Source organism: Paraburkholderia sp. SSBN10T (genome assembly GCF_056619545.1).
The window spans coordinates 54,723-74,955 of record NZ_JBWQQI010000020.1; the positions used below are offsets into that span (position 1 = coordinate 54,723).

Here is a 20,233-nt window from a genome sequence, read left to right on the forward strand (position 1 = left end):
CGTGAACGTGCGGGTTCAATTCTGGCCTTCGCCGCTCGCGAGGCGCGCCACCATCAGCGAGCCGAGAATGATCGCGCCGTAGATGGCCTGAATCCAGAACGACGGCACTTGCGCCAGCGTCAGCAGGTTCTGCACCACGCCAAGCAGCAGCACGCCGGACAGCGCGCCGAGCATCGTGCCCTTGCCGCCGTCGAGCGAAATGCCGCCGATCACCGCCGCCGCGAACACGGTGAAGATCATCCCGTTGCCCTGGTTCGCGTTGATCGCACCGACATAGCCCGTCACGATCAGGCCGCCAATCGACGCCAGCACGCTACCGAGCACGAATACGCCCCACGTGATGCGCTCGACGCGAATCCCGGCGGCGCGCGCCGCCTCCGGATTGCCGCCAATTGCGTAAAGTGCGCGCCCAATCCGATGGTAGCGCAGCATGAAAGCGGCCACCGCGAACGCCACCGCAGCAAGCCACACCGACAGCGGCAGGCCGAGCACGATGGTGGTGGCGAGCGTGAAGAACGACGGCGGCATGTCGAACAGCGTGCCGCCCTTGGTTGCGCCGACCAGCATGCCGCGCAGCACGATCAGCATGGCGAGCGTGACGATGAACGCGTTCAGTCGCAAGCGAACCACCAGAAAGCCGTTGATGAAACCGATCAGCGCACCGACCACGAGGATCGCCAGCAAGCCGGCCGCCGCCGGCCACTGCCAGCCGAAACCTGCCGACGCCGCCGGCATCACGAGCATCGCGCCGACCGCGGGCGCAATTCCCACCGTCGATTCGAGCGACAGATCGAACTTGCCGGTCAACACGATCAGCGATTCCGCGAGCACGACCAGTGCAAGCGCCGCCGAGGCGCCGAGCACGCTGATCAGATTCGCCTTCGTCAGAAAGCTTGGGCTCACGAACGCGCCGATCACGATCAGCAGCGCGAGCGCGGGTACCAATGCGAGATCGCGCAGCCGCGCGAATTCGATCCGTACCTTGCGGCCGCGCGGTGCGGGCGCGCCGGCCGGTCCTGGAGCCGCGCCGAATGCAGGGCTTGGCAAACTATTCTTCATGGAGACTGACTCCTTCAACGGATGCGATCAGGTCCTGATCCTGCCAACCCGCGGGAAATTCGGCCGCGACGCGGCCACGAAACATGACCAGCACACGGTCACAGGTGCGCAGGTCGTCGAGTTCGCCGGAGACGACGAGCACCGCCTTGCCTTCTTCGCGTACGCGGTCCACGACGGACAGCAGCGCCTCTTTCGATTTGACGTCCACGCCGGCCGTGGGGTCGATCAGCACGAGCACGTTCGGATCGGTCGCCAGCGCGCGCGCCATCACGACCTTCTGCTGATTGCCGCCGGACAGCCCCGATACGACGTGCTCGGGACCCGGGGTCACGATGTCGAGCGCGTCGATCATCTTCTGGCCGAAGGCGTTCTTCTTCGCGGGCGGTGTGAGGCCGAACTTGCCGAGCAGACGCGTGATCGTCATGGAAGCGTTTTCCGCCACCGATTGCGTCAGCACCAGGCCCTCGTGATGGCGGTCTTTCGGCACGCAGCCGACGCCCGCCGCCAACGCTGCGGGCACGTCGCCACGCGGCAAGGATTGGCCGGCTACGCGAATCTCGCCACGCGTCGGCGAGCGCAGGCCCGCAACCGCTTCGGCGACGCTGGTGCGGCCACTGCTCGTCGCGCCGGTCAAGCCGATCACCTCGCCGCGTTTGACGGTGAACGACACGTCCTGATAGTCCGCGCCACCGAGACCCGCGACTTCCAGCGCCACTTTCGTATCGGCAGGCAGCGGCGCGCGTGAAGCGGCGTCGGCAACCGCGAGGCCGCCGCGCTCGCCGGTCATCGCTTCGATCAACTGCTCGCGCGGCAACGCAGCTACCGGCGCGCTAACGATATGCCGCGCATCGCGCAGCACCGTCACCGCCTGACAGATCTCGTACACCTCCTGCAGATGGTGCGAGATAAACAGAAACGTCACGCCTTCGCGCTGCAACTCAGTGATGCGGCGAAACAGCCGTTTGATTTCATCGCCGTCGAGTTGGGCGGTCGGCTCGTCGAGAATGATGAAGCGTGCGCCGTACGACAGCGCCCGCGCAATCTCCACCAGTTGCCGCGCCTCGACGCTCAGATCGCCGGCGCGCGCGTCTTCGCGCACGTCGATCTTCCAGTGATCGAGCAGCTCGCGCGCATCGCGGCGCATGGCCTGCCAGTCGATCATGCCGCGCCGTTCGGGCTGGCGATTGATGAACAGATTCTCCGCGACAGTGAGATCGCGGATGATCGTCGAATGCTGATAGACGCAGGCCACCCGCTCGCGCCATGCGTCACGGTCGGTGAGCGACGGCGCGGCCACGCCGCCGAAGCGCACCTCGCCGGTGTCCGGCTTGCGCAGGCCGGTGAGAATCGACACCAGCGTCGATTTGCCGGCCCCGTTGCGCCCGACGAGCGCATGCGACTCGCCGGGCATCACGCGGATGCTCACGTCTTTCAGTGCGGCGTAGGAGCCGAAGCGCTTGGTGACCTCCAGCGCTTCGACTACCGCTGTGGCCACCGCATTGTCAGGCGCGTGCATGGACTCGCTCATTTGACGGTGTTGCCCCACAGGTTCTTGTCGTCGACATTCGCCTTCGTCACGAGCGGCGCAGGCAACTGGTCCTCCAGCATGCCCGGCGCGATCTGGATGATCGTGCTGCCGTGATCGGTCGGACCCGGCTTGAAGGTTTGCCCAGCAAGCGCCGCCTTGATGTAGTACAGACCGTACTTCGCGTACAGGTCGGCCGGCTGCGAAACGGTGGCGTCGATCTCGCCCTTGCGAATCGCTTCGAACTCCTGCGGAATGCCGTCGTTGCTCACAATCACGACGTGTTTCGGATCGCCCACCGGAAACAGCATCTGCTTGCGGCGCAGCGTTTGCAGCGTCGGCGACAGGTAGACCCCGCCCGCTTGCATGTAGATCGCCTTTACGTCCGGGTTCGCCGTCAGCAGGCTGTCCAGCGCGGTCGCCGCGACGTCGCCCTTCCAAGCCGCCGGAATCTCCAGTAGCGAGAGCGCCGGGTAGTGCTTCAGACAGGCGCGAAACGCTTCCGAACGGTCACGCCCATTCACCGACGCCAGGTCGCCCATGATCTGCACAACCTTGCCGGACTTCACATGCTCGCCGATGTACTTGCAGGCCATCTCGCCATACGCATGGTTGTCGGCCCGCACCACCATCGCGACCTTGCCTTGCGTCGGGGCAACGTCCACGGCCACCACCGGCACGTCCTTGGTGGACGCGGCATCGAGCGCGCGGCTGATCGCGGCCGAATCCAGCGGCCCCACGACAATGCCCTTCGCGCCCAGGTTGAGGATGTTGTTCATGTCGGTGATCTGCTGCGCAGGGTCACCGTTGGAATTGACGGGCGCGAGGATATCGAGGCCCATCTGTTTGGCGTACACGGGCAGGTAGTTGTTGTACGACTGCCAGAACGGCGAGGTGAGAAGCGGCAGATCGAGGCCGACCTTGCCGGACTCGGCGGCGCGGGCGGCGCCACTCGTCACGAGGCCGGCCACGCAAGCGGCTGCAGCCCCTACCGATAGAGCACCCTGAATGAAGCGGCGGGTCGCGCCGGATCCTTTTACGAACGTCATTGCTTGTCTCCTATGTCGACCAGAGTTAGTGCTTTAGCACTTACTCTGGTCCCATGCGGTTTATCGCGGTCGACCCGAGTTGGTGCTTTAGCACCTGCTCCGGTCCCATGCGTTGTTGAACTACCTGAACCGTGCCCCTGAGGAACCGGAACGTCGTCCTGCGCTTTCTTATCGATATTGGTGTGCGTTCATTCACCAATGAACGTATTATTCATATACGGACTTTTCGAAGTCAAGCAATGTCATTGCACCAACCGTCCGTGTTTTCCCTGGCCGTGTTCAACGAGGTACGCTCTACACTCACGCGCCGGATAACAATGAGCGCTGCACCGCTTTGCATGGAACCGGAGCAAGCGCTTTGCATGGGGAACCCACCGATGATGGATTCGGAAGAAAAAGACGACGCCGACCGTTACCGCGCGCCCGCGCTGGACAAAGGTCTGGATATCCTCGAACTGCTCGCCGAGCAGAAAGAGGGGCTGACGCGAGCCGAAATCACCAGGCTGCTCGGGCGCAATGCCAGCGAGATGTACCGGATGCTCGAACGGCTGGTGGCGCGCCAATATGTGGTGCGCTCGGCCGCGGGCGATCGCTATTCGCTGAGCCTGAAGCTGTACGCACTGGCACACCGTCACCCGCCCATGAACCGGTTGATCTCCGAAGCGCTGCCGCTGATGCAGCGCTTTTCGGATCGCGCGGAACAGTCGTGTCACCTGGTGGTGTACGACCGCGGCAATCTGTTGGTGATTGCGCAGGTCGACGGTCCGGGCACGTGGGGGATGTCGGTACGGCTCGGTTCGCGGGTCGGGCTGATCGACACCGGCTCGGGCCGCGTCATGTTGGCCTTTCAAACCGCCGAGCAGCGTGCGCACATGCTCGCCGAACACACGAAGGTGAAAGGCGAAGTGACCATCAACCGCGAGGCGCTGGAGCAGACCTGCGAGCAGATTCGCGAGAAAGGGTATTCGCAAAAAGACAGCCAGCAGATCTTCGGGGTCACCGATCTGACCTTTCCCCTGCTCGGGCCATCCGGACAAGCGATTGCCGTGATGACCTGCCCGTATCTGAAGCGCATTGACGAATACGTCGCACCGACGCTCGAAGCGGCGACCGCGCTGCTGCGCGAGACCGTCGAAGCGTTGTCGTTGTTTCAGGAGGGTGCAAGCTAGCCCCGCCGTACGCGCGTCCAGACTTGCAATATTTAACAATTCACAGAGATAAGGACGTCAGCCGAACAGCGGTCTGGCGCGTTTTATCCTGTGCGCGCCATCTCTCGCGCGTACAAGAATCGCGAGCCGTACGGCCGCTCAGGTTGCCGTATGGTTTGCGTCCACCGATAAACGCGGCTTCGCCGCTGCAGGTCTATAGGATCAATACGATGAAAAAGCTCATTCTCTCCATGGCCGCAGTGGCCGGCCTGCTCGCAGCTACCGCGAGCTACGCGCAGGTTCCCGCCAGCGCGCCGGCCGGCACGACTGGCCTGTGCAAGGACGGCTCGTTCTACTCGGGCGCGACGAAGAAGGGTGCCTGCAAGGGCCATAAGGGTGTCCAGACGTGGTACGGCGCATCGGCTGCGGCAGGTGCGGCAACCGCTCCGGCCGCCGCGGCATCGGCACCGGCAGCAGCGCCCGCCATGGCGCCGGCCGCGGCCAGCAGCGCCAAGGCAGCCGCGCCCGGCGGCGGCCCCGGCCAGGTGTGGGTCAACACCAGCACCAAGGTGTACCACTGCCCGGGTGACAAGTACTACGGCAAGACGAAGCACGGCTCGTACATGAGCGAAGCCGACGCCAAGACCAAGGGCTACCGCGCCGACGCCGGCAAGGCCTGCCAGTAACGCATCACCGCCGCACATCCTGCGTTCGCGCCCACTGGCGCCGGACGCAGGATCGGGCGCCTCACCCTAACGCCTCGCATCCCAGGTTTTTCCCCCCGCGCTATCCCATGAAGAAATCGTTTTGTACTTTCGTTTTGCTGGCGCTTACGCTGGCGGGTTTCGCCAGCTCCGCTTCCGCGGCGGGCTGCCTGAAGGGCGCCGTGGTCGGTGGCGTCGCGGGCCACTACGCGGGTCATCATGCCGTCGCCGGTGCAGTAGGCGGGTGCATCGTCGGTCACCACCTGGCGAAGCAAAAGAAGCTCGCTGAGCAGCAGCAGGCGGCTGCTCGGGCGCAGAACGCTCCAGTCCAATGAAGTGAAACGGCGCACCGGCATGAGGTGCGCTGACAGCGCGCCGGCCCTCCCCCCGCCGGCTCGGACTCGCACCCCGTCCGCATGGTTTAGAATGGCGACCCTCTCAAAAACGTCGCCGCGTGGGCAACGACCTGCGCGCGCTATCGATACCTCATGGCGAAACTTCTGACCGATTCCGAATTCCAGCGTTTTTCCGAACTCCAGCAGAAGCAGGCGAGCTTCACGATCACCACCGAAGAAGCCGACGAACTGCGCGACATCGTGGCCCGCGCGCAGCAAAAACGCGACGACCGCGCTGCTGCCATGCAGGCAATGGAAGCCTATATCCAGCAATTCGACATCAGCCCGGACGAGTTGTTTTCGCCGGAGCAGATCGGCGAAGCCGCGCGCACCTACGGGCTGATTCCGGCCGCGAAGAAGGAACGCGTATTGCCGCCGTCGTTCACGTACAACGGCAAGCCATACCAGTGGACGCGCGCCTTGCCCGACGATATCCGCGTGCCGCTGTTCGACGCCTTCAAGGCGGGGCAATCGGTGAAGGACTTCATCGCGACGCCGAAGGACGCGAATCGGTGCGCAGCCACGATCGCCCGCCTCGAACGTGAAACCGGTGCCGTCTATGCGCAAGCATGGCTCGAAGAGTTGTCTGTGACGCGCAGCCTCGTGGATGAAGCGGCGGCCAAGCTGCCGGCCTAAGTGCGCCACGTTCCCGCCCGCAAATAGCTCTCTGCCGGCGGGCTGCATGTGCCCGCGGGCTTCCTGTTTTGTCATTCCCAGCGTTATCAATCACGGCCGCCGGCCGCAACCAGGCGCTGATGCAGGTCGCGGCAGCCTTGCAGCAACGCTTCGTGCCGCAGGACGAGCGGGCTCCGGTCAAGCGACCGCTTCCGCCTCGTCCAGCGGCATCCTGAACCCCACCACTGCGGGATCTTCCGTCGGCGTGACCGTAAAACCGCACGCCTTCGCCAACGCGATCATCGGCGCGTTCTCACGCAGCGCTTCGCCGACCAGCCAATGCGTGCCGCGCGAGCGCGCATACGCGATGATCTTCTCCATCAGCAGCCTGCCGAGGCGTCGCCCCTTCTGATCCGAACGGATCGCCACCGCAAACTCCGCGGTTTCGTTGTCCGGGTCCGCCACAGCGCGCACTACGCCCAGTGTCCGCGTAAAGCCCTCATCGCACGGAACCGTCGCAATCAGCGCCATCTCCCGGTCGTAGTCGATCTGCGTCATCCGCGCGAGTTGCGAGTGATCGAAGCTGCCGACCGCGCCGAAGAAGCGCAGACGCAGATCGTCCGGCGTCATCGCTTCGACGAAGTCGTGATGGGCCGCTTCGTCTTCGGGGCGGATGGGCCGCACCGTGATGCGCAAACCGTGCCAGTCGAGCGTTTCCTCGTAGCGGCGCGGATACGGCATGATCGCGAGCCGGCTGCGCCTCGCGCCCAGCCGGATACACGGCGCCACCACTGAGGCGTGCTCGCGGAATACCCGCAGCGCGAGCTTCAACCCGACGATCTCGCGCACATCGCACACCGCTTGCGAAAGCGCCGTAAAAGCCGCCAGCACGGGCTCAGGCGCGGCCACCCGGGCGTACGGCGAGCGGGTGACCATATCGCGCGCCAGCGTCGGATTGAGCGGCGGCAAGCCGAAGACTCGCAGCGGCGCCGACACGCCATCCGCAGAGGGCGTCGTAAAGCGGAACACCGGACCGAAGTTGTCGTCGTCGTGCAGCTCGACGTCGATGTCGACGATCTTGTCCTGGGTCGCCTCGCGAGGCTCGACGCGCAACCCGAAATGCGCGAGCAGACTCGCGGCGTGTGCCTCCGTGAGTGTGTCTTCGCCCGCCGCCAAGGCCGCGCGCGCTTGCGCCTGGGCGGCGTCGATCTCGGCGGGGACCTGCGCGGGCAGCCCCTCCGGCGTCTGCATCAGCAACTCGCGCCCCAGCCGGTAATCGACCAGGCGGGCGAACGCTCGCGCGAGGCGCTGCGGCGTCGTATGGACCGGGATGCCCTGGGCGTGCAGCGCATCGCGCGTCGCCGCGTCCACTCCGCCAAAGAAACACGCCAGCACGCCGCGATAGGCGAACCGCTGATTCGCGATCAGCGCCTGTGCGACCTCGCCGACCGGCGCGTTATGCGTCGACGCGTGGACGACGAACGCCGTCCCGGTCTCGCGATGCTGCGCGAGGACCTGCAAGGCCGTGCCGAAATGCTCGGCTCGCGCGTCGTCGCCGAGCTGCAGCGGGTTGCCTGCGACCGCGCGCGGCAACGCCTGCCTGACCGCTTCCGTGGTCTCGGCAGGCCATTGCGCGAGGGTGTCGCCCGCCGCCTCGAACGCGTCGCAGGCGAGGGTTGCGACGCCGCGGTCGCCGGTGATCAGCGTCGCCGTCGCCCCGGCCGCGACGCGGCCCACGCCGAGCGTTTCGATTTCGTCGAGCAGATCGTCAAGCGAGTCGACGCGCACCATCCCGGCGCGGCGGAAGGCCGCCGTGTACAAGCCATCGGCGGGATCGGCGCGGCCCGAGCGCAGTGCGAGAACCGGCTTGTTGCGCGCCGCCGCCCGCGCCGCCGACATGAACTTGCGGGCCGCGCGCACCGTGTCGAGTTCGAGCAGGATTGCGCGCGTGCCGGGATCGCTCGCCAGGTAGTCGAGCACGTCGCCCGCGTCCACGTCCGCCTCGCCGCCAAGCGCGACCGCGTGCGAAAAGCCCAGGCCGCGCGCATGCGCCCAGCCCAGCACCGCATTCGTCAGGGCATTCGACTGCGACACCCACGCCACCCCGCCCGCTTTCACGAGAGACGATGGCGCACCCAGATGCGCCCGCAGCGCCGGCGACACCACGCCGAGACTGCCCGGTCCGACGATTCGCAACAGATGCGGCCGCGCCGCCGAGAGGGCTTGCCTAAGCGCGGTGCGATCCTCGTCGCTATGCACTTCCCCTACGATGATCGCCGCCCGCGTGCCCAGACCGCCGAGTTTGTGAATGAGGCCCGGCCATGTCGCCGGAGGTGTGCAGATCAGCGCCACCGTGGGGGCTTCGGGCAGGTCACCGGCGTCCGCCACGACCAGACGGCCGTCGAGCGCGTCGTATTTCGGATTCACGGGCCAGAGCGGCCCTTCGAAGCCGCCCCCCAGCACACTCGCCCACACCATGGCGCCCGTACTGCGCGGCCGACGCGAAGCGCCGATCACTGCGACGGATCTGGGGCGGAACACGGCATCGAGATTGCGAACGGTCACGGGGCACTCCGCGAGTCGAAAAGGGGCGCGCTCAGGACGAGCGCGCGTCCCCCTCAGAATAGGCGATCTCGGCCTGTTGCGCGGCAGCCGGATCAGGAAACCCAGTCTGTACAGCACGTCGTTTGACCTGTTTCCTGGCGAGCACCGTTTGTTGTTTGCGCCCGCTCAACATACGCGCTGAAATGCGACAATCCGCGCCATGAGGCGCGTCGGAAACGGCGCGGCATCGCACGGCATCGGTCGAGCCACAAAGGCAGTAAGATGCCGCGAGGCGGCAGGCGGTCCTGGAGACGGGCCGGCAGACACGCCGATTGCAGTACGATCGCCGCGCGGCGCTCTGGAGACGAGACGCCTGCGGCCGTCGCAGATTGATGACAACCATTGCGGACGGCAGGACGCGCCAACCCGGCGCGGCGCCGGACGACCAGAAAAGACAGAAGGTGAAGGTATGCGGCGCTTGCCATCGTTGATTGCGTTGCGCTTCTTCGAAGAGACAGCACGTCATTTGAGCTTCAACCGCGCCGCGAGCGCGCTGTGCGTGACACAGGGCGCCGTGAGCCGCCAGATCAAGATACTGGAGGAGTCGCTCGGCGCGAAGCTGTTCGAGCGCGACCACAAGGGCATCCGGCTGACGGCGGCGGGTTTGCAGTTGCTGCCGTGCGTGTCCGAAGCGTTCGATACGATCGAGCGCGGCACGCGCCAGATCACCACCTCCACGGGCCGGCGCCGCCTCGTTCTGTCGGTGCCGCCGACCTTCGCGACTCAATGGTTCTCGCCGCGGCTCGGCTCGCTGGCGGTGCAACTGCCCGATGTCGAACTGTCCATCCGCACCGAGCCGACCGAGGATTGCCACTGCAACATTCGCTTTGGCCGCGATGCGCTGCCGGACGCGCATTCCGAGTTGCTGATGATCGAGCGGCATACGCTGGTGGGTGCGCCGCATCTGCTCGGGCGCCCGCTCGACACGTTGCTCGCGCATCTGCCGGCACTGCATGTGCTGCATAACGAGACGCGGCTCGATTTGTGGCCGAACTGGCTCGCCACCGCAGGCATGCCGGCGCATTACGCGGAAAACGGCATCGAGTTTTCGAACCTGGAGCAGGCGATTCATGCGGCGCGTAAGGGCGCGGGATTGGCGATCGTCGATCGCAACATGATCGTCGAGGAACTGGCCGACGGAAGCCTTGCGCGTATTTCCGAGATCGAGGTCAGCGGACCGTTTGGTTACTGGCTCGATATCGCGCCACGGCATGCCGCGCTCGAGCATGTGCAGGCGTTTGCCGGGTGGCTGCGGGAAGAGGTCTTGAACATGGGGTGAGGTGGCGGCGTCCGTAGTTTTCAGAACGGCCGCGGTGCACTCGCGGGCTCATATCAATAAAGCCACAGATTCGCGATGTTCTATACTTTCGTTGCCGTTTACGTGACGGCATCGGGGTTTGACGGGCTGACGTGTACAGCGACGCGCAGACCCCTCATCAACGACAGCCGGATCATGACAGAAGACAAGTCTCCTATGCCCAAAGCGCTGGAAGTCCCCGCCAGCGATCAACTGCTCGATAGCATTCTCGAGAAAGCGGCCACCGCAGCACAACAGACTGTCGAACAGTTCGCGAGGCTCGCCTCGCTGGCCCGGGCCATTGAACAATGCAATTCGTCGCCGGCAAGGCGCGCAAAGCTGCTCTTCGCGTTTGAAGAAATAGCCGCTGGCGCGCAAGCCAATGCACAGCTCGATGCTGAATTTTTCCAGGGCTTGCGCAACGGGCAGATATTGAAGCGGGAACTACGTCGTGCGCATCACGAGGACGTGGATTCCGAGGTGACGATTCTTGCGCCGTCTACGATGACGAGACACTGACTGGTCCGGCGGCGCGCCCAACGGAGCGGCGACGCTGCGTTCATTCCTCGCGTGACGCGAGCTGCACGGATGCACCGAATCCGCCGTGCTGGCGTAACGGCTGGAAATAACGGGCACGAAATCCACCTTCGATGTTTTCGAGCATCAGACGCCCGCCCGTCCGACGTGCAATCTCCGACACGATGGAGAGACCCAGTCCGCTTCCTGAGGCAACCGAACTGTTCAGGCGATAGAATGGCTCGACCACATGTTCGAGTTCGTCGTCCGGAATACCGGGACCCGAGTCGGCGACTTCGAACATGACCTCACCGTCTGTCTGAACGACAGACACATCGACCTTCCCGCCGTTGGGCGTATATCGCACCGCATTATCGACAAGGTTCCTCAGCACCACCGTGAGTGACGATACGTCGGCAACGACATCAAGCTCATCGAAGTGCTCGAACCCAAGGTCGATATCCTTCTCGCAGGCCAGGCCAATCGTGGCGTTTATGACCTCGGTTGCCACGGCTCGTAGCGATACCGTAGCCGGCTGCTCCAGCGCTCCCTGCTCAGACCTCGCCAACGCGAGCAGTTGCTCCACGAGCCGGTGGGTACGGCGCAATCCTGACTGGAAGGCCATCAGCCGTTCACGGGCATCCGGCGACGTAATGGTTGCCCCCAGATTTCCTGCCTGCAAAGACAACGCTGCCAGCGGCGAGCGCAATTCGTGCGCGGCGCTCGCGACAAACCGGCGCTGATGACCGATGGCCTCCTTCAGTCGGGCAATCAGGCGGTTAATCGACCTGATAAACGGCAATACCTCATTCGTTATGCCGTCTTCAGGCAGCGGCTCGAGCGACATATCGGTCTGTTGGTCCACCACGCTCGCAAGACGTGTAAGAGGCGCCAGCTTCGTCTTGACAATGACCACGATGACGATGAATAGGCCTGGCAACAGGAGGAGCATAGGCACGAGTGTTCTCATTGCGCCATCCTGCGCAATCTCGTCACGCAATGCCGAGGGTTCTGCCACGGCAATTCGCTCGCCGCTACGGAGCGTCCGGATGTTGACGCGCCAGCTTTGCCCGTTGCCGTTCAAGTCGTGAAATCCGTCAGTCATCGCCGTGGAAATCACGAGTCCGGCGGCCTCTGCGACGCCCGTCGTTATGTCGCTCAGCCTGTCGATGACCACCTTGACGTCCGCATCCTGGGAACTCTCGACCGACGGGCGAGGCCCGGTGAACGCCAACGCGCGACTATCAATCAGCGCAGCGATTTCCTTCAGTTGTCCATCCTGAAGCTCCCGGGCTTCCTGATACGCAAACGCGAACGAAAAGCCGCAAGCGAGAACCCCGACTGCAACAATCACACAACCAATCCACGCCGACAGTTGCAACGTCAGAGAGCGTGATTGTCTTCCTTGTCTACCAACCATCCCACACCTCGCACGTTGCGAATGACAGATGCACCCAGCTTCTTCCGAATGCCGTGAATCACGACTTCCACGGCATTGCTTTCAACCTGCTCCTGCCATGCATAAAGTTTCCGCTCCAGCTCGCTTCGCGACAGAACCGTTCCAGGCCTCATCAATAGCGCGCTCAACAGGGCAAACTCACGACTCGTCAGCCGGCATTCGGCGTTCCCGTACGCCGCGATATGCGTAGCAGAGTCCAGCGTGAGGCTTCCGCTCGTCATCCTGGTATCGCCGTGGTCGCCGAGTCGTCGAGTCACAGCACGAAGGCGCGCGAGCAGCTCGCTGATTTCGAACGGCTTCACAAGGTAATCATCAGCGCCCGCGTCTAGGCCGACTATTCTGTCCTCGACGCTATCGCGCGCCGTAAGAATGAGGACAGGAGTCTTGCTACCGTCGGTTCTCAGGGAACGCAGTACATCGATACCATCGCGCTTCGGCAGATTCAGGTCCAGCAGCACGATATCGTGCTCGTGGCCCAGTAGAGCCCCTATCGCAGACTCGGCGTCGCGCACCCAGTCGGCCGCATACGCTGCATCCTTCAACGCCTGGATGATTGCGTTGCCAATCATTTCGTCGTCTTCCACGAGCAGAATTCTCATGCGTTTCACCGGAGTCGAAAGCAACGTGCTAAGTCAAATCTAAGTCTCGCGGATTAGCATCCGAAGCGTTTTTTGCATCGGATATCCATCGTGACCCATGGTGCTTACGATATTAGGTTGCAAAGCGGGATTCCCGCAACTGGTCGACGACGTACCGGCACGCTCACGTGCGCACGGGTTGCGTTTGTCACGCTGGCTGTGGCGTTGAGCGGTTGCGCAGCGTATGCACCGAAACCTCTTCCAGACACGCCTCAATGGCGGGATGACATTGCGTCAACAGCCGCCCCGCTGACCGTGGACCAGGTGGTCGAACGTGCGCTCGAGCATAGCCCGGATATCCATCGTGCCGAACGCGAGCTCGATATCGCTTCCGCCAGGCAATACGCGGATGGCCTGCTACCGGACCCAACACTCAGCTTCAGTACTGACCGCCCGGGTACACAGGGCTTCGTCCCTGCATTCATGGTCGGGCTTAGCTATGAAGTGTCCGCACTCGTTGACCGCCCCGCGAAGAAGCGGGAGGCAGACAAGGCTCTTGAGAAGCAACAGCTTGTGTTGGAATGGACGAAATGGCAGGTCGCGAATCACGCCTATGCGCTCTACGTCAACACCGTAAGTCTCGAGCGTCTCGAGAAGCAGGTCGAGCAGTTGGTGGCCTATCAGAAAAGTGTCACTGAACGAATGCAAAAGGCCCTCGCACGCTCCGACGTGACCCGAGACGTCGCCGTGCAGGCAGAAACCGCGTACCGCGACAGCATCCAACAGCTTGGTACGCTGCGCGAGGAGCACCTCAAAGCAGGACAGGAACTCGACACGCTGCTTGAACTTCGCCCTGGGACACGCCTGACGCTTGCGGTTCCGCCACAGCCGCTTGAAGTCCCGGAGGAAGCGGTGTTACGCGCACTCGCCGACCTCGGGCAGCGCCGTCCCGATTTGCTGGCTCTGCGTGCCGGGTACGCAGAACAGGACGAACGCTATCGCGCAGCACTACTCGCACAGTTTCCTCGACTGGACATTGGAGTCACGCGAGGCCGGGACACGTCCGCCATCTACACCTCGGGCCTTACCGTTTCGGTGACGCTTCCCTTGTTCAACGGCAACCGTGGAAATATCGCGGTCGAAAGTGCCACCCGGGAGAGTCTCTTTCAGGAGTACGGCCAAAGGCTTGACGACGCGTACACCGCTGTCGAGGGCATCAGATCTGAACTCGGCCTGCTGGGTGAACAGCTTCGTAACGCGCAGTCAATGGAGGCCGCGCTCGAGGGATCGGTGAAGCAGGCGCGCGTCGCCTCCGGCGCCGGCGACGTAACGCTGCCGGTATTGGCAGACCTTGAATCCCGGTTGATGAGCCAACGCATCGCGACAGCAAAGCTCGCGAATTCCGTACTTCAACAGCAGGTCGAGCTCTGCACCTTGATAGGCGTGAGCGCCATCGACCACCAATCGATTCGCCAGGACATTCCATGAATTCCATTCGGGCGCTCATTCTTGCCGCAGTCATCGGCACTGGGTCCGTCGCAGGTCATCTTGCGGTCGCGCAAGACGTCGTGACGATGCCTGCAGTGCAGAAGCGCGTTGTGGTCACGGTCTCGGCGCCGGCACGTGTGCAGGCGACCTCGAACACCGTGCTGAGTGCGTCTACGGCCGGCATTGTCTCCGGCCTGCGCGTCCTTCCCGGGGAAGTGGTGCGGTCTGGGCAGACGATTGCGCATCTGACCGGCCCAACGGTATCGACTGAGCGCGCGCGCCTTGCGGCCGACCTGAAGTCGGCCCAGATACGTATGTCCGCCGCCACTCAAGCCGCCGCCATCGAGCAACAGAAATTTGACGAGCAACTCAGCACTCGCGACGCTGTCGCGCGCGCTCACGCCGAACTCGACACCGCGCGCCAGCAACTCGTCGCCGCACAAACAGCGGCCCGAAGTTACACGAGCCTGGCCACGATCGAGACGTCTGAGCCAGGCGTGGTGACGGCTGTCAACGCCGCCGACGGTCAATATGTGAATGCCGGGCAGGCACTGGTATCAGTGGCATCGTCGCGCGGCCTTCATGTGGTTGCGAATGTTTACGGAAGCGATGCCGCATCGGTTACTGCGGGAATGAAAGGCGTCTTTCTTCGCGAAGGCACTGACGCGCCCATCGGCGTAGCCGTACAACACACGTCGTGGAGCGTTACCGCACCTGGTCAACTGGAAGTCTGGCTCGATGCCGTGCCGGCCGGCAGCCTTGTGGCAGGGACCGTTGGCACAGTCTCACTCACCACATCTGACGACAAGCTCCTGGCCGTTCCGGCCGCAGCGCTCATTCTCGACGGCGCCCAATGGTGGGTATTGGTGCACGACAAGAGCGGGAACCACCGGCGACGTGTCGTTCCCGGACTATCCGATGGTGGCTGGACCTCGATCGGGAAAGGGCTCTCACCGGGCGAGCGAGTCGTGACGCAGGACACCTATCTTCTATTCCATCAGGACTTCGCTACGCGCTACCAGCAAGCCGATTGACGCTCCCTGCCGACAAGAACATGCTCAAAGATATCGTCAAACGGCCGCTGCTCTGGGTCATGCTGTATGCCGCCCTGATTGCCTACGGCATCTACGCGCTCCTCAACATCCACGCTGAAGTACTGCCGCAGTTCAATATGCCGCAGGTGAGCATCGTCGCGCAGTTGCCAGGAGCAACGACTCTGGACCTGGAGGGGCTGATTGCCCGGCCTGTCGAAACCGAACTGTCGTCGCTCCAGTCGTTGAGCGACGTGCGGACCGTCGTAGGTCAAGGTTCCGTCAAGATTGAAGCACGATTCGCGGAAGGGACTACCGCAGCAACCGCGCTGCAGGATGTCAACGGCATCATCGGGCGCGTCGGCGGTTCGCTTCCGAAGGGCACGAGCCTTACGACGGAAATCTCCGGGAACGCGATAAACGAGGTCGCGGATTACGCCATCCAGATTCCCGATGGAGTAGATGCGTCGCAGGTGCAGCGCATCGTCGAGTCAAATTTCGGGCCACGCATCCGGGCGGTTCCGGGCGTACAGCGTGTGTCGGTGGCGGGCCCGGGCGCGGATGCGATATGGGTACGTCCCAACCTTGCGAAGCTACAGCGTTTCAACGTCTCTGCATCGGCGCTTGCTGCATCGCTCGATGCGACGACTGCGATGGTGCCGAGCGGATATGTCGACCTGGGACACCAGGATGTTTTCATCGAAGGCAGAAGCCTGCCGGCGAACCCTTCCGACTATGCCGCTGTGCCTGTCTCAACACCTGGCGGCACCGTCCCGCTGGGCTCGATGGCGGACATTGTCCGCTCCGCGCTGCCATCTCATCACTCGGTCAAACTCGACAACAAGCCGACCATTGCGCTGATTGTGTTCAAACAGCCGGACGCCTCGACACTACCCGTCGTCGACGAGGTCGACAAGACACTGCATGAGCTCGAACCTCAGTTACCCGGTGGCACACGCTTCGTGCGAATCTACAGTCAGGGGCATATCGTCGGCGTAGTCGCCGCTGATTTAAGCAGAAATCTCGCCATCGGCGCCGTACTTGCCGTTGCGGTCCTGTTCTGGATGCTGGGAGCCAGTCGCGGAATATGGGCGCTCGCTTTGAGTATTCCACTGTCGCTTCTGCTCGGTATCGCTGGGCTCTACCTGACCGGGCAAACACTGAATTTACTGACATTCGGCGCCCTGTCAGTCGCCGTAGGCTTGCTCGCCGACGACGCCATCATTGTGCTGGAGAGCATCTACCACCGTTGGGAGGCCGGTGACGGCCGGTGGGAGGGTGTTGCGCGTGGCTTACGCGACATTGCCGGTCCCGACATTTCCGGGACGATGACGACCGTTGCCGTGTTTTTGCCGCTTGCGTTCGTGGGCGGTCTGGCAGGATTGTTCTTTGTTCCGTTCTCTCTGGCGATGACAGTAAGCCTGATTGCGTCACTCGTTATTTCGCTGAGCCTGATTCCGCTTGTGCTGGGATTCATCGGGCCTCCCATCGAGAAGCGCGCGACGTCAGGGGCACGCGCAGTCGCGTGGCTCAAGAGTCGTAATTTCCGCCTGTTCGATTTTGCCCTGCGCCGCCCCCGGATCTCGCTCTGGGCTTGCGTGGCCATTTTCGCGGTCTCTGTGGCTGGACTTGTGCTGGTCCCAGTCGATTTCCTGCCGCTGCCGAACGAGGCCGTGCTGCTCGAGAGCTTTACGCTGCCGCCCGGAACATCGCTGCATGATGCTCAGGATGCCGCAGACCGCATCGCTTACCGATTGCTCGGTCTTGAACCTGTGGCGCACGTGTTTTCACGCGTGGGCTCTGCGTCGGGAACATCGTACACGGAGCCGGCGTACGCCGGGGAGATTCAGATTGCGCTGAAGCCGAACGTGAATGCCAGCAGTCTCGACAAAATCGGACAGCAAGTTCTAGACGCGTCGAAACTGCCGGCCGTGCAGACCGTGATTGGGACGCCGACCCTGGAGCGGGTGGGTGAGACGCTTTCCGGATTGCCCCAGCCGTTCGTCATCGACGTGTACGGCGATTCCATCACAACCTTGCAGTCGCTGTCGTCTGAAGTCACGCGTCGGCTGGCTAGCGTGCCCAAGCTCTCGGACGTCTTCAACAACGACGGTTATCCGATTACTGAATTGCAAATTACGCCCAAGCCGAGCGGTCTTGCGCTACATGGCATTACACCTGCAGAGCTTTTCACGCAGTTGCACATTCTGCTGGCCGGTCAAACCGTTGCCACCGTTCCAGAGGGCAACGGTCATCTGGACGTGTTTGTCAGATTGACTGACCCGACGCAACTTTCCGTCGAGCAGCTCAAGCAGATTCCCGTCATGGCTGGCGGATGGGTCGCGCTGAGCGATGTGGCAGACGTCCGCATGTCGACGGGGCCCAATGTCATCAGGCATCTGAACGGACTGCGTGCGATTGAGATACTGGCGACACCCACCGCTCCGCTCGGACAGGTGATTTCGGCCTCAAAACAGGCGCTCGCGACGCTGTCATTGCCAACAGGCTACGAAGTGAAATTTGGCGGCCTGTACCCGCAACTAGAACGCGCCGCCCTTAACGTAGGCGTCGCGTCGGCGGTAGCGCTTGCGCTCATGCTCGGGATTTTGACGCTGCAATTCGATGGTCTACTCGTGCCTGGTCTTCTGCTGTTGCAAATGCCACTGGCGTTCTCAGGCGGGACAATCGCCCTGGTGGTGAGCGGTGTTGGTCTTAACGCCATCGGGTTGATTGCCTTTCTCACCTTGGTTGGGGTTAGCTTGAATCACGGTATCGTGTTGCTGCAACTGGTGAAGCGAAACGAAGCACAGGGACTGTCTGTAGTCGACGCCGTGCGCGACGCGGTCGAGGTGCGCTTCCGGCCGATTCTCCTGACGGTCCTGACGGCGTCGCTGGGTCTATTGCCGACTGCACTGGGATTCGGCAAAGGCGCGGCGCCCGAACAAGGATTGGCCATCGTTACACTGGGTGGATTAGTCTGGAGTGGCTTGCTCAGTACGAACCTGTTGCCGGCTCTTTATGTGTACAAGCGCGAGAAGCAGCTTCGGACAGCCCTCTGGAAGCGTTGAGTCCATCGAGACCATCGGCCTGTCATTGGCTCAACCCTATGATGGTGATACGCTGGCGTGCGCTCGTACTGCTGTTGAACCCGACAACCCCGGAATCTCGAAAAGATGCAGACCAATACCACGCCACGCACCGGCACGCTCAGCCAGATTCCCCGTGGTATCTGGATGCTCGGCTTCGTCAGCATGTTCATGGACATTTCGTCGGAAATCATTCACAGCCTTCTGCCGATGTTCCTGGTGACGAGTTTAGGTGCGAGCGCGATGATGGTGGGTCTGATTGAAGGCGTCGCCGAAGCGACTACACCTATCGTGAAAATGTTCTCCGGTGCCGTAAGCGACTACCTCGGCAACCGAAAATGGCTGGCGGTTATCGGATACGGCATGGGTGCGTTGAGCAAACCGTTGTTTGCGCTCGCACCAACGGCGGGTATCGTCTTGACGGCGCGCGTCGCGGACAGAATCGGCAAAGGTGTGCGAGGTGCGCCGCGCGACGCACTCGTAGCGGATATCACGCCGGCACACCTGCGTGGCGCCGCCTATGGCTTGCGACAATCGCTCGACACGGTCGGCGCGTTTCTCGGACCGTTGCTCGCCGTCGGGCTGATGCTGCTGTGGGCAAACAACTTTCGTCTTGTATTTTGGGTGGCTGTGATTCCCGGACTCGTCGCGGTGGCGTTGCTGGTGTTCGGCATCAAGGAACCCGCGCACCATTCGGACACGAAACGTGTCAACCCCATGAAGCTCGAAAGCCTGAAGAAGCTGAGCCGCTCTTATTGGTGGGTGGTGTTCATCGGGGCGGTATTCACGCTCGCGCGGTTCAGCGAGGCATTCCTCGTCTTGCGCGCCATGCAGGGCGGTGTACCGATTGCGCTGGTGCCGCTTGTGATGGTGGCAATGAACCTCGTGTATTCCGCGTCGGCCTATCCCTTTGGCAAACTGGCTGACTCGATGAGCCACACCAGACTGCTGGCCATCGGACTCGTGGTGCTGATTGCGTCGGATGTCGTGCTCGCACACGGAAGCCACTGGCCGGTCGTACTGCTGGGTGTTGCGTTGTGGGGCCTGCATATGGGGCTCACGCAGGGCCTGCTGGCAACCATGGTTGCGCACACAGCACCGCCGGACCTGAAAGGCACCGCGTTCGGGTTCTTCAATTTGATGAGCGGCCTGGCGATGCTTGTGGCGAGCGTCGTCGCGGGCGAGTTGTGGGACCGCCTGGGGGCCGGCGCGACGTTCTACGCGGGAGCGGGTTTTTGTTTGCTGACCCTGTGCGCTGTGGCTATCGGCGGAGGATTACGCCGATAACGATTACGCAACCATTCATTATTCGTCATCGTCCCCGTGATGCTTGTACCAGCCCCTGTGTTCGCCGTTGTCATGCCAACGACGATGTTCTTCACGGTATTCCCCCTGATATCCGTAGCCATAGACAGGCACCGGCGCATAGACCACTGGAGGAGGAGGTTCATAGACCACGGGAGGCGGCGCTACATATACTGGACCGGGCACGCCAAGAAAGACACCGACGTCTACATGTGCCGACGCTAGCCCTGAGGCGCAGAAACCACAAATTCCCAAAGCGGACAAAACCATCGCGCGTTTCATAATGCTCTTCCGTTCAAGTTACGCTGTCCGCCTGAGCGGCCCGCTACATTCCCAAAACTAATGGTAGATGAGGGAACAATCGGCAGGTGAAA

The 20,233-nt window shown here is 62.8% G+C and carries 16 protein-coding genes; 10 read left to right on the top strand and 6 right to left on the bottom strand.

What is annotated here, in order from left to right; translation table 11 throughout:
• Positions 1–15: 15 nt before the first annotated feature.
• From AC1ECK_RS26850 to AC1ECK_RS26860, 3 genes are read right to left on the bottom strand one after another with little or no spacing between them, the layout of a single operon-like run.
• The gene (locus AC1ECK_RS26850; protein ID WP_480324559.1) at positions 16–1,059 is read right to left on the bottom strand and encodes an ABC transporter permease; all 1,044 of its coding nucleotides are present in this window, start codon (positions 1,057–1,059) and stop codon (positions 16–18) included.
• Positions 1,049–2,575, bottom strand: coding sequence for a sugar ABC transporter ATP-binding protein (locus AC1ECK_RS26855; protein ID WP_480324561.1), 1,527 nt, complete (start codon positions 2,573–2,575; stop codon positions 1,049–1,051). Before AC1ECK_RS26855 ends, AC1ECK_RS26850 begins: the two co-directional genes overlap by 11 nt.
• A gap of 8 nt (positions 2,576–2,583) precedes the next feature.
• A complete protein-coding gene (locus AC1ECK_RS26860) occupies positions 2,584–3,633 on the bottom strand; it encodes a sugar ABC transporter substrate-binding protein (RefSeq protein WP_480324563.1) in 1,050 nt (349 codons plus the stop codon).
• A 380-nt stretch (positions 3,634–4,013) separates the two neighbouring features.
• On the opposite strand from AC1ECK_RS26860, the gene AC1ECK_RS26865 reads away from it, so the two are divergent.
• From AC1ECK_RS26865 to AC1ECK_RS26880, 4 genes are all read left to right on the top strand, one after another.
• A complete protein-coding gene (locus AC1ECK_RS26865; RefSeq protein WP_480324749.1) occupies positions 4,014–4,802 on the top strand; it encodes an IclR family transcriptional regulator in 789 nt (262 codons plus the stop codon).
• Positions 4,803–5,011: 209 nt separating this feature from the next.
• The gene (locus AC1ECK_RS26870) at positions 5,012–5,467 is read left to right on the top strand and encodes a DUF3761 domain-containing protein (protein WP_480324565.1); all 456 of its coding nucleotides are present in this window, start codon (positions 5,012–5,014) and stop codon (positions 5,465–5,467) included.
• Positions 5,468–5,574: 107 nt separating this feature from the next.
• Complete coding sequence (locus tag AC1ECK_RS26875) at positions 5,575–5,820, top strand: hypothetical protein (protein WP_480324567.1); 246 nt, start codon at positions 5,575–5,577, stop codon at positions 5,818–5,820.
• A gap of 153 nt (positions 5,821–5,973) precedes the next feature.
• Positions 5,974–6,516: a hypothetical protein gene (locus AC1ECK_RS26880; protein ID WP_480324569.1), complete on the top strand. Its 543-nt coding sequence runs from the start codon at positions 5,974–5,976 to the stop codon at positions 6,514–6,516.
• Between the two features lie 177 nt (positions 6,517–6,693).
• On the opposite strand, the gene AC1ECK_RS26885 is transcribed toward AC1ECK_RS26880, so the two are convergent.
• Positions 6,694–9,060, bottom strand: a complete 2,367-nt coding sequence (locus AC1ECK_RS26885; RefSeq protein WP_480324571.1) for a bifunctional acetate--CoA ligase family protein/GNAT family N-acetyltransferase — start codon at positions 9,058–9,060, stop codon at positions 6,694–6,696.
• A gap of 448 nt (positions 9,061–9,508) precedes the next feature.
• Between AC1ECK_RS26885 and AC1ECK_RS26890 the strand changes: the two genes are divergently transcribed.
• Together AC1ECK_RS26890 and AC1ECK_RS26895 are read left to right on the top strand one after the other, a co-directional pair.
• The gene (locus tag AC1ECK_RS26890) at positions 9,509–10,378 is read left to right on the top strand and encodes a LysR family transcriptional regulator (protein WP_480324573.1); all 870 of its coding nucleotides are present in this window, start codon (positions 9,509–9,511) and stop codon (positions 10,376–10,378) included.
• Positions 10,379–10,453: 75 nt separating this feature from the next.
• The gene (locus tag AC1ECK_RS26895) at positions 10,454–10,915 is read left to right on the top strand and encodes a hypothetical protein (RefSeq protein WP_480324575.1); all 462 of its coding nucleotides are present in this window, start codon (positions 10,454–10,456) and stop codon (positions 10,913–10,915) included.
• Positions 10,916–10,955: 40 nt separating this feature from the next.
• Here the strand turns inward: AC1ECK_RS26895 and AC1ECK_RS26900 are convergent, their stop codons facing one another.
• The gene (locus tag AC1ECK_RS26900; RefSeq protein WP_480324577.1) at positions 10,956–12,266 is read right to left on the bottom strand and encodes an ATP-binding protein; all 1,311 of its coding nucleotides are present in this window, start codon (positions 12,264–12,266) and stop codon (positions 10,956–10,958) included.
• 29 nt (positions 12,267–12,295) lie between these two features.
• A complete protein-coding gene (locus AC1ECK_RS26905) occupies positions 12,296–12,970 on the bottom strand; it encodes a response regulator (RefSeq protein ID WP_480324579.1) in 675 nt (224 codons plus the stop codon).
• 90 nt (positions 12,971–13,060) lie between these two features.
• Here AC1ECK_RS26905 and AC1ECK_RS26910 point away from each other — a divergent pair, with 90 nt between their 5' ends.
• From AC1ECK_RS26910 to AC1ECK_RS26925, 4 genes are all read left to right on the top strand, one after another.
• Positions 13,061–14,437: a TolC family protein gene (locus AC1ECK_RS26910; RefSeq protein WP_480324581.1), complete on the top strand. Its 1,377-nt coding sequence runs from the start codon at positions 13,061–13,063 to the stop codon at positions 14,435–14,437.
• On the top strand, positions 14,434–15,471 hold the full coding sequence (locus AC1ECK_RS26915) for an efflux RND transporter periplasmic adaptor subunit (protein ID WP_480324583.1): 1,038 nt from the start codon (positions 14,434–14,436) through the stop codon (positions 15,469–15,471). The genes AC1ECK_RS26910 and AC1ECK_RS26915 overlap by 4 nt, the downstream gene beginning before the upstream one ends.
• Before the next feature lie 20 nt (positions 15,472–15,491).
• The gene (locus tag AC1ECK_RS26920) at positions 15,492–18,536 is read left to right on the top strand and encodes an efflux RND transporter permease subunit (RefSeq protein WP_480324585.1); all 3,045 of its coding nucleotides are present in this window, start codon (positions 15,492–15,494) and stop codon (positions 18,534–18,536) included.
• Positions 18,537–18,641: 105 nt separating this feature from the next.
• On the top strand, positions 18,642–19,841 hold the full coding sequence (locus AC1ECK_RS26925) for an MFS transporter (protein ID WP_480324587.1): 1,200 nt from the start codon (positions 18,642–18,644) through the stop codon (positions 19,839–19,841).
• Positions 19,842–20,233: the final 392 nt, after the last annotated feature.